The sequence below is a fragment of the Acinetobacter sp. CIP 64.2 genome (assembly GCF_000369645.1).
GTDB lineage: Bacteria > Pseudomonadota > Gammaproteobacteria > Pseudomonadales > Moraxellaceae > Acinetobacter.
This window is the reverse complement of the sequence record NZ_KB850122.1, coordinates 866,714-874,804: the sequence shown is the minus strand read 5'-3', so window position 1 is coordinate 874,804 and position 8,091 is coordinate 866,714. Positions and strand designations below refer to the sequence as shown.

The window sequence follows — 8,091 nt, the reverse complement described above, 5'->3', positions numbered from 1 at the left end:
TTGAGTTTGAAGCAATGTACTATGATAAGATTAACCCGTTAGGTCAGGTGGCCTAACTTAAATAAAAAAGTCTCCGACAAACCCGGTACGGTTCACTCAAAAGATGAATTAAAAAAATGGCTACAATGCAGAATATTGGAACTCTTTCGCTATGCAAAGAGACCACCTAAATGGCTCCAAGCACCAGCTTGGCCGATGCGAGAGAAAAAACCATTAGTCTTTCTTGGGCAAATTACAATTCCAGATTATTTTCATGATGAGGCTGCTGCATACGTCTTCCACGATCCAATAACTCAACAATGCCAAACCATAGTCCAAGTATGTTGAAGGCTAGATAGGATTCGAAAATTAGTTCAAACCCTATCTAAATAATTAGTATTTTCCTTTAAAATTTGCACTAATTCTTTGTTTTAAATATTCCTTCGCTGTAATTGCTGGATATTTCTTTTGTGGGCTTTCGATCAGCACATCTTCATTGGCTTGGCAGAAGAAGGCGAGGCTATAACGTGCGCCTTGATATTCATCTGCTTCTGGATTTTTGACTCGATGGAAATTAGAAGGTAACTGATCATCACGCCAACGCATCAGTACAGTCAGAGATTGTGAATCTCTGACTGTATAAATTTTATTAAAAGAAGATATATACTTTAAAATATTGGAAGGTCGCTCATTTTAATTTAGAATTCTCAATCCTATGAATATTCGCGTATCTTTATTATTTTCTAATTAAGATTTTTTATATAAAACAGAAATATTGATTTTCTATGTCAACAAAACGTTATGTAGCAAGAGAATTGCTTGAGCAGCACACAAAGCAAAAGAAGCAAGAAAAATTAGAACAAAGACGTTTGGCGCACGAACAACGAGCTAAAGAAAAAAGACAGGCGAAAATACATATTACCCTTTTGATTATTGTATTCATTTTACCGTTATTTTTATTTCCAGCATATCCTCGCAATCAGTGGCAGTATGAGATTTATCGTTATATTACAGAGCAGATGTTGATTACGGTAGGGACTAAAGGTCCATTGCCATTTTTTACTATTCTTTCAAGTATTTATTGTACTGTTGTGGCTTCTATCTTCGGTTTTTACCTATGTTTTTTATTTATTAAGAGAGTGGGGGTGAACAAGGCGTTTCAGGAAAAAATTTATAGTAAATTCTTTCAAGCTGAGTTTGATGCATCGAAGAAACACCCATGGCTGGAGAAACCATTAATAAAAAAAACGATTGTTTCAGGAATGTTTTTCTTTTGTTTTTTAATGGGTCTGATCCATTTTCTTTTGGATAATATCTCCTTTCAGGATGGTAGCCGTAGAGGTGCGCTTATTCAGTTAGGTTATAATTATCGGATTGGTGTACTTTTCTGGGAAAGTACTTTAGTGTCTTTACCATATTCCCATTTTTCTATTTTGGATTTTTATTCATTTATCTTGTTAACTATTTTTTCCGAGGATTAGGTACTGGAAAAATCAATATTCCTCAAAAAGTGGTACGTAAAAGAATGAAGAATAGATCACGGAAAAAATAAATCGATAATTTTTTAACGGTAGACAGAGACCATTTGCCTCTGTCTACAAGGAATCACCGATTAGTATTTCCCTTTAAAATTCGCACTGATGCGTTGTTTTAGATATTCTTTGGCTGTAATTGCTGGATATTTCTTTTGTGGGCTTTCAATCAGCACATCTTCATTGGCTTGGCAGAAGAATGCCAGACTATAACGCGGCCCTTGATATTCATCTGCTTCTGGATTTTTGACTCGGTGGAAATTAGAAGGTAATTGATCATCACTCCAACGCATTAACATATCGCCGATATTACAAGTGATCACATCATCTCGTGGTTCGATACTGGTCCATTGTTGCTGTTCCATATCTTTACCTGGACAGACTTGCAGACCACCTTGACCGTTACGTTGAAACAATAAGGTTAAACAATCAAAATCGGTATGTGCGCCTGCACGCCAAAGACCCAATTGATCTTTTAAAGCAGGATCAATGGCATAGTAATGCAACATTCTTAAAGTACTTTGATAACTGTCTTGTTCAGGATCATGGGCAAGGCTAAAGAAGTTATCGGCAAAACCCAGTTTATAAGCAAAACAGGAGAGTATTTTCATACCAACGTGCCAACAGGCCTGTTCAAATTCAAGCATGGTATTTTTAAAATCAGGTAGCTCTTGCTCGGTTGGATAAAGCCCAGCCATACGTGGACGAGTGATTTGGTAGGATTCTTTCTGGTCTGGGGTACTGGTTGATGGACGAACTTGAGCTTTGCTTTCCCAACCTGCATTTCGATGGAGTGGGTAGCGTGCTTTGACCGGTTCAGGCAGAGCAAAAAACTGTTGTGTCATGTCAAATGCAGTTTGAATCTGCTCAAGTGGAATACCGTGATGCGAGACCTGAAAGAAACCAATATCAGTGGCAGCCGCCCAGAGTTGCTCCGCAATTTCATATTTGCGTTGTTCGAAGTCAGATAAATCAATTACTCGAACTTCTCGTTCAAAAGTTTCTTGACCCAAAGCTCCCATACGCGCTTCTTTTTGCAGTTCTTCTAAGCTGTAGTCATGTTCAGCGATTGGAGTCATATTGGCGCTATTCATATTTTCAACCTCATCTTTTGGATAAACCGTGACCCAATCAAATAGATTGAAAGAGATGGGGTCACATTCAAAAAAGAGCCGCACTTTTTCCATAAGAGAAAGCTTTTATAAAAAAGTGAGCTGATTTCTGAGCAATGACCCGCATAACAGTCGATGTAACTGACTATGCTGAACGCTTCTACTCTGACGGAAAGAAAGAAGCACTTTTTGTGCCAGTTTATAAAGTGAAACAGGTCAATATGACGAGAAACGCTGCAATTTCTTGTGAAAATATTGAAATTTGAAACCAGACAGGCTCTAATCAGTTTAGATTTTGAGCTAGGTTTAATGCCTTTGTTTATAAATTTTTTGGACAAATAATGGTGTTAAAATTCCTGAAAAGAATTATTGCAGAGGGAATATATGAACAAAATTGATCATTCTTATTTTGGTGCATTGAATACGGATGCGATCAGTCACGATTATGCTGATGTTGTATGGCATAAGGAGTTTTCACTGACTAGAGATAATGTCCAAGCAAAACTTTGGGCAACATCCGACAAACCTATGGACGCACATCGACTGGATGCCTTTGCCAGTCGTTTGAAGCATTTATCTGAACTTGACATGACTGCTCGTCAACAAATTGGCAGATACCTCGAAGCGGATTGGGATTTTATTGAGTTTCATTTAATAGAAATTCCTGAGCAAATACCTCATCATGATTGGTCATTTATCAAAACACTTATGCCATTTGGTGATGTTACGACTGTAAATATTGCTGATTTTGTGTTGGCGATGCGACTGCAAAACATATCATTATATGTATGCCAACCTGATTTATGGTTAAGTGATGGTGTGGAGGAGTACACCATAGTCATGGACTATGTGTTTAGCCCTGAGGTTAGCGATCAAATTCTTGCTGTTAAATTCACGGAGACTGGTGAATTTGTCACGGTGAGTTGGGAAAGCTGAACATTGGTAGTTAAATCATTTTCAAATGGCAATTCAAGCACCCCGAGAGTGCATCTCCACTTACTTAACGCACCATTAAACTGCATACAAAACCAAAGACACAATGCAGTTGATTCACCTGAAAACAACTAATAATAAATCCAAGCTAGAGAATTGCTATAAAAAACAAGATCAAATCAATCTTGGCATAGAGCTTGCTAAATCATGATTGAGTATAAGCGGTCAGTATGTTGCAAACATACGGGACATTGCTCTACAGCGTTTGCTGTTCCTCTTTTGGGGACAAAGCCAATTGATTTGGTTTTGAGAGAAATGTGTAACTTATACATTGATTAACCCCCTAAAAAGAACAGCAAAATGAATCTATACAGATTTAGGGGTCTTAATATGAATATTCAGCACTATGTAGGCAAAGGGCGACGTACTGTTATCGTGGGCGCGTTATTGGGGCTAGGTACAGTTCTGAGCTCAACCAGTTTTGCAGCCGATAAACTGGTTTTACAAACCACTTGGTTTGCACAAGCCGAACAAGGAGGATATTACCAAGCACTGGCACAAGGAATTTATAAAAAATACGGGCTTGATGTCGATATTAAAATCGGTGGGCCACAGGTCAATAACATGACCTTATTATTATCAAAACGTGCCGATATTATTATTAATTATGACCTACAGGTCTTAAAAGGCATCGAAAGTAACTTTCCTATCAAAGCCGTTGCAGCACCATTCCAGTTTGATCCCCAAGGTGTGTTAACTCACAGCGATGTAAAGTCTTTGGCCGATCTGAAAGGAAAAACGATTTTGGTCTCAACCAGTGGACAAGCAAGCTGGTGGCCGTGGTTAAAAGGCAAATACAAATTAGATGCCGCACAAGCACGCCCTTATACCTTCAATATGCAGCCATTCCTAGCAGGTAAAAATGTAGTCCAGCAAGCCTATGCCACCTCAGAAGTGTTTCAGGCGAAAAAAGCAGAACCTTCGAGTAATTTCTTTTTATTTGCTGATGCAGGTTATCCAGCTTATGGCGGTATTTTAGTGACCCGCAATGATGTCATTCAAAATAAACCTGATGTGCTGCGCCGTTTTGTCCAAGCATCGATGGAAGGATGGAAAAACTATTTAGCTGACCCACGTTTGGGCAATAGCATCATTAAAAAAGAAAACCCGAATATGAATGATGAACTACTGACTTTTGCAGTCGGGCAAATGCGCAAATTAAAACTGATTGATGGTGGCGATGCCAAGACCCAAGGTATTGGGGTCATGACAGACGCACGTTGGAAAGCAACGCGAGATTTTATGGTGAATGCAGGTTTACTCAAAGCTCAAACCAATTGGAAAACCGCTTATACCACGCAGTTTGTTAAAGCTGCCAAATAACCTGAGATACTTCCCTTAGAAGGAAGTCATGGTGAAAGGGTTAACAAAATAGGGCACTCGCACGAAGGGGAAACCACATGAATTCTGCTTTACCAGTTGATACGCCAATACATGAATCTTCAACCTTTATCACGCCGATGATTATGGCCAGAGGAGTTGAAAAAACCTATCCCAATGGGACCAATGCCTTACAGCGACTAGATTTAAACATTGCCCGTGGTGAAATTGTTTCATTACTAGGGCCATCAGGCTGCGGTAAAAGTACCTTGCTCAAAATGTTTGCCGATCTGGAACAACCTTCTGCAGGTTTGGTGCGCTGGAATGGTAAGGCTGAAATACAATCTCAATGCAAAATGGCCATGGTATTTCAAGAAGCAACGCTAATGCCCTGGGCCAATATCGAAGACAATGTACGTTTACCTTTGGATTTACAGCATATTGCCAAATCAACCAGTACGCCCAAAGTCCATGCTGCTTTAAAAGCTGTTGGTTTGGAAAAGTTTAGCAAAGCTTATCCGCGTGAACTTTCGGGTGGCATGCAAATGCGTGCTTCCTTGGCCAGAGCTTTGGTGACTGAACCTGATTTATTACTGATGGATGAACCTTTTGGGGCATTGGATGAATTTACCCGTCATAAACTCGACAGTGATATCCGTCAATTATGGTCAGAACGAGATTTAACGGTGGTGTTTGTCACGCATAGTATTTATGAAGCGGTGTATCTGTCTTCACGAGTTATTGTGATGGGGGCACGACCAGGGCGCGTAGTGGCAGATCTGAAGATTAAAGGGCCTTATCAACGTGATGAGTCTTTCCGAAGCTCAGACATTTTTATTCAACAATGTTCGCATCTATCACAATTATTGGCTGAGGCAAGCGGAGGACATGCTCATGATTAAACCATTGCTACAACATCCAACCGTACAACGTATTGCTGCTCCACTTGGGCTTGGTCTGATTTTTCTCATGTTTTGGCAACTGAGTTTTCAACAATTAGAAGTACCTGTGTATGTGGTGCCTAAACCCAGTGATATTGTCATGGCAATGATCAATCAGTCCAATGTGCTATTTGGTAGTTTATGGGTAACTTTAAAAATCACTTTATTGGCTTTTACTTGCGCCGTGATCATTGGAACATTAGTGGCCTTTGTGTTTGTACAAAGCCGTGTGCTCGAAGCCTGTTTTATGCCGTATGCCATTTTATTTCAGGTCACACCGATTGTTGCAATCGCACCTCTGGTCATCATCTGGATTCAAAATACCACTTTGGCATTGGTGGTGTGTGCCATGCTGGTTGCGGTTTTTCCAATACTGACCAATACCACCTTAGGTTTGCGTAGTGTCAATAAAGGTTTGCTTAACCTTTTCCAAATCAACAAAGCCAGTCGCTGGCAAATTCTAATGCGTTTAAGGGTGCCGAATGCTTTGCCTTATTTCTTTGGTGGCTTACGGATTTCTTGTGGTTTGGCACTGATTGGTGCTGTAGTTTCCGAGTTTGTTGCAGGTGCGGGTGGCACCAGTGCAGGCTTGGCTTATCAAATCTTACAAGCTGGTTTTCAGTTGGATTTACCCTTGATGTTTGCTGCATTATTCCTGATTACCTGTACGGGTCTGGGCTTATTTGTATTGATGTCCTTATTAAGTCAGTTGTTTTTAAGCAAATGGCATGAGAGTGAGCAAGTATGAGTTTAATGCAATTAAATCAAAGTTATTTAATTCAAAATGCCCATGCCATTTTGACGGGATTATCTGGAGATGCAGCACGTTGCACATCCACCGATATCCGCATTCAATCAGGACAAATTACGGAAATAGGGCGGCTAATCGCTCAGCCGAATGAGCAGATTGTGAATGCCAAAGATTGTGTGATTTACCCAGCATGGGTGAATACCCATCATCATTTATTTCAGTCTTTACTCAAGGGTGAACCACAAGGGTTGAATCAAAACCTGACCTCATGGCTTGCCAGTACGCCGTATCGATTTCGTGGTGCATTCGATGAAGCGACTTTTCGGATTGCAGTGCGTATTGGCTTAATTGAATTATTACGTTCAGGGTGTGCAACGGTAGCAGACCATCATTATTTATATTGGCCACAAATGCCGTTTGATGGCGCTGCAATTTTATTTGATGAAGCCGAAAAATTGGGTATGCGCTTTGTGCTGTGTCGTGGTGGTGCAACCTTAACGCGTGGTTTGGAAAGTGAGTTACCTCAAGCCTTACGTCCAGAAAAATTTGAAGACTATATAGCGGATATTGAGCGTTTGGTGCAGCACTATCATCAGCCAGATTCAAATGCTTTCCGAAAAATCGTGATGGCACCAACTTCAACTTTGCATTCAACCACAGCACAGCAATTAAGGGAAAGTGCCAAAATCGCCAGACAATGGGGGATTCGGATGCATAGCCATTTATCCGAAACAGTGGATTATCTGGATGCAGCTAGAGCCAAGTTTGCTATGACCCCAGTCCAGTTCTGTGCCGAGCAGGACTGGATTGGCAATGATGTTTGGTTTGCGCATCTGGTGAAATTACTGCCTGAAGAAATTCAGTTGTTGGGCCAAACTCAAACAGGCATTGCGCACTGTCCGCAGAGTAATGCACGTTTGGGTAGCGGTATTGCTGATCTGGTTGCTCTGGAACAGGCAGGTATGACCATTTCGATTGGGGTGGATGGTGCGGGTTCCAATGAAGCCGCAGATATGTTGTCTGAAACCCATGCCGCTTGGTTATTACAACGGGCCCGAAAAGGGATGCTGGCAACACCACAATATCAGGGTGGACAATTTGAAGGCGGTGCAGATGCTGCCAGTATTGAGGATGTGATCCGTTGGGGAACGGTAGGCGGTGCCAAGATATTGGGACTCGATCAAGTCGGTACAATTGAGGTGGGCCAACAGGCGGACTTGGTCATTTATCAGTTAGATGATCCTCGTTATTTTGGCTTGCATGATATGGCGATTGGGCCTGTGGCAAGTGGCGGACGAGCGCATATTAAGGCGATGTTTGTAGCAGGGAAAATGGTGATGGAAAATGATCAGATTCCTGATCTGGATATGATGGAGTTGGCTTGGCAAGCTAAGCAAGCGGTGAAGTTGTTACAACAGCGAAGTATGGAAATGGCAAAAATAGCCTAAGCGATATTGATTTAC

7 protein-coding genes and 2 pseudogenes are annotated in these 8,091 nt (G+C 40.9%); 7 read left to right on the top strand and 2 right to left on the bottom strand.

All coding sequences use genetic code 11. From position 1 onward, the window contains the following. Positions 1 to 372: 372 nt before the first annotated feature. Positions 373 to 591 (bottom strand): annotated as a pseudogene (locus tag F895_RS07000) (isopenicillin N synthase family oxygenase); the annotation flags it as partial. 173 nt (positions 592 to 764) lie between these two features. On the opposite strand from F895_RS07000, the pseudogene F895_RS07005 reads away from it, so the two are divergent. Beyond that, positions 765 to 1,531 (top strand): annotated as a pseudogene (locus tag F895_RS07005) (hypothetical protein). Positions 1,532 to 1,591: 60 nt separating this feature from the next. On the opposite strand, the gene F895_RS07010 reads toward F895_RS07005, so the two are convergent. Continuing rightward, positions 1,592 to 2,605, bottom strand: coding sequence for an isopenicillin N synthase family dioxygenase (locus F895_RS07010; protein ID WP_005242178.1), 1,014 nt, complete (start codon positions 2,603 to 2,605; stop codon positions 1,592 to 1,594). A 134-nt stretch (positions 2,606 to 2,739) separates the two neighbouring features. Here F895_RS07010 and F895_RS19925 point away from each other — a divergent pair, with 134 nt between their 5' ends. The 6 genes from F895_RS19925 (at position 2,740) to F895_RS07035 (ending at position 8,076) form a co-directional block, all read left to right on the top strand. Continuing rightward, positions 2,740 to 2,889 (top strand): hypothetical protein, encoded by a 150-nt coding sequence (locus tag F895_RS19925; RefSeq protein WP_155522870.1) that lies wholly within the window; start codon positions 2,740 to 2,742, stop codon positions 2,887 to 2,889. A gap of 118 nt (positions 2,890 to 3,007) precedes the next feature. Then, positions 3,008 to 3,559, top strand: coding sequence for a DUF2004 domain-containing protein (locus F895_RS07015; protein WP_005242177.1), 552 nt, complete (start codon positions 3,008 to 3,010; stop codon positions 3,557 to 3,559). A gap of 387 nt (positions 3,560 to 3,946) precedes the next feature. Continuing rightward, complete coding sequence (locus tag F895_RS07020; protein WP_005242176.1) at positions 3,947 to 4,939, top strand: ABC transporter substrate-binding protein; 993 nt, start codon at positions 3,947 to 3,949, stop codon at positions 4,937 to 4,939. A 77-nt stretch (positions 4,940 to 5,016) separates the two neighbouring features. Next, positions 5,017 to 5,838: an ABC transporter ATP-binding protein gene (locus F895_RS07025; protein WP_005242175.1), complete on the top strand. Its 822-nt coding sequence runs from the start codon at positions 5,017 to 5,019 to the stop codon at positions 5,836 to 5,838. Further along, positions 5,831 to 6,625, top strand: coding sequence for an ABC transporter permease (locus F895_RS07030; protein WP_005242174.1), 795 nt, complete (start codon positions 5,831 to 5,833; stop codon positions 6,623 to 6,625). The genes F895_RS07025 and F895_RS07030 overlap by 8 nt, the downstream gene beginning before the upstream one ends. Further along, positions 6,622 to 8,076 (top strand): amidohydrolase family protein, encoded by a 1,455-nt coding sequence (locus tag F895_RS07035; RefSeq protein ID WP_005242173.1) that lies wholly within the window; start codon positions 6,622 to 6,624, stop codon positions 8,074 to 8,076. The genes F895_RS07030 and F895_RS07035 overlap by 4 nt, the downstream gene beginning before the upstream one ends. Positions 8,077 to 8,091: the final 15 nt, after the last annotated feature.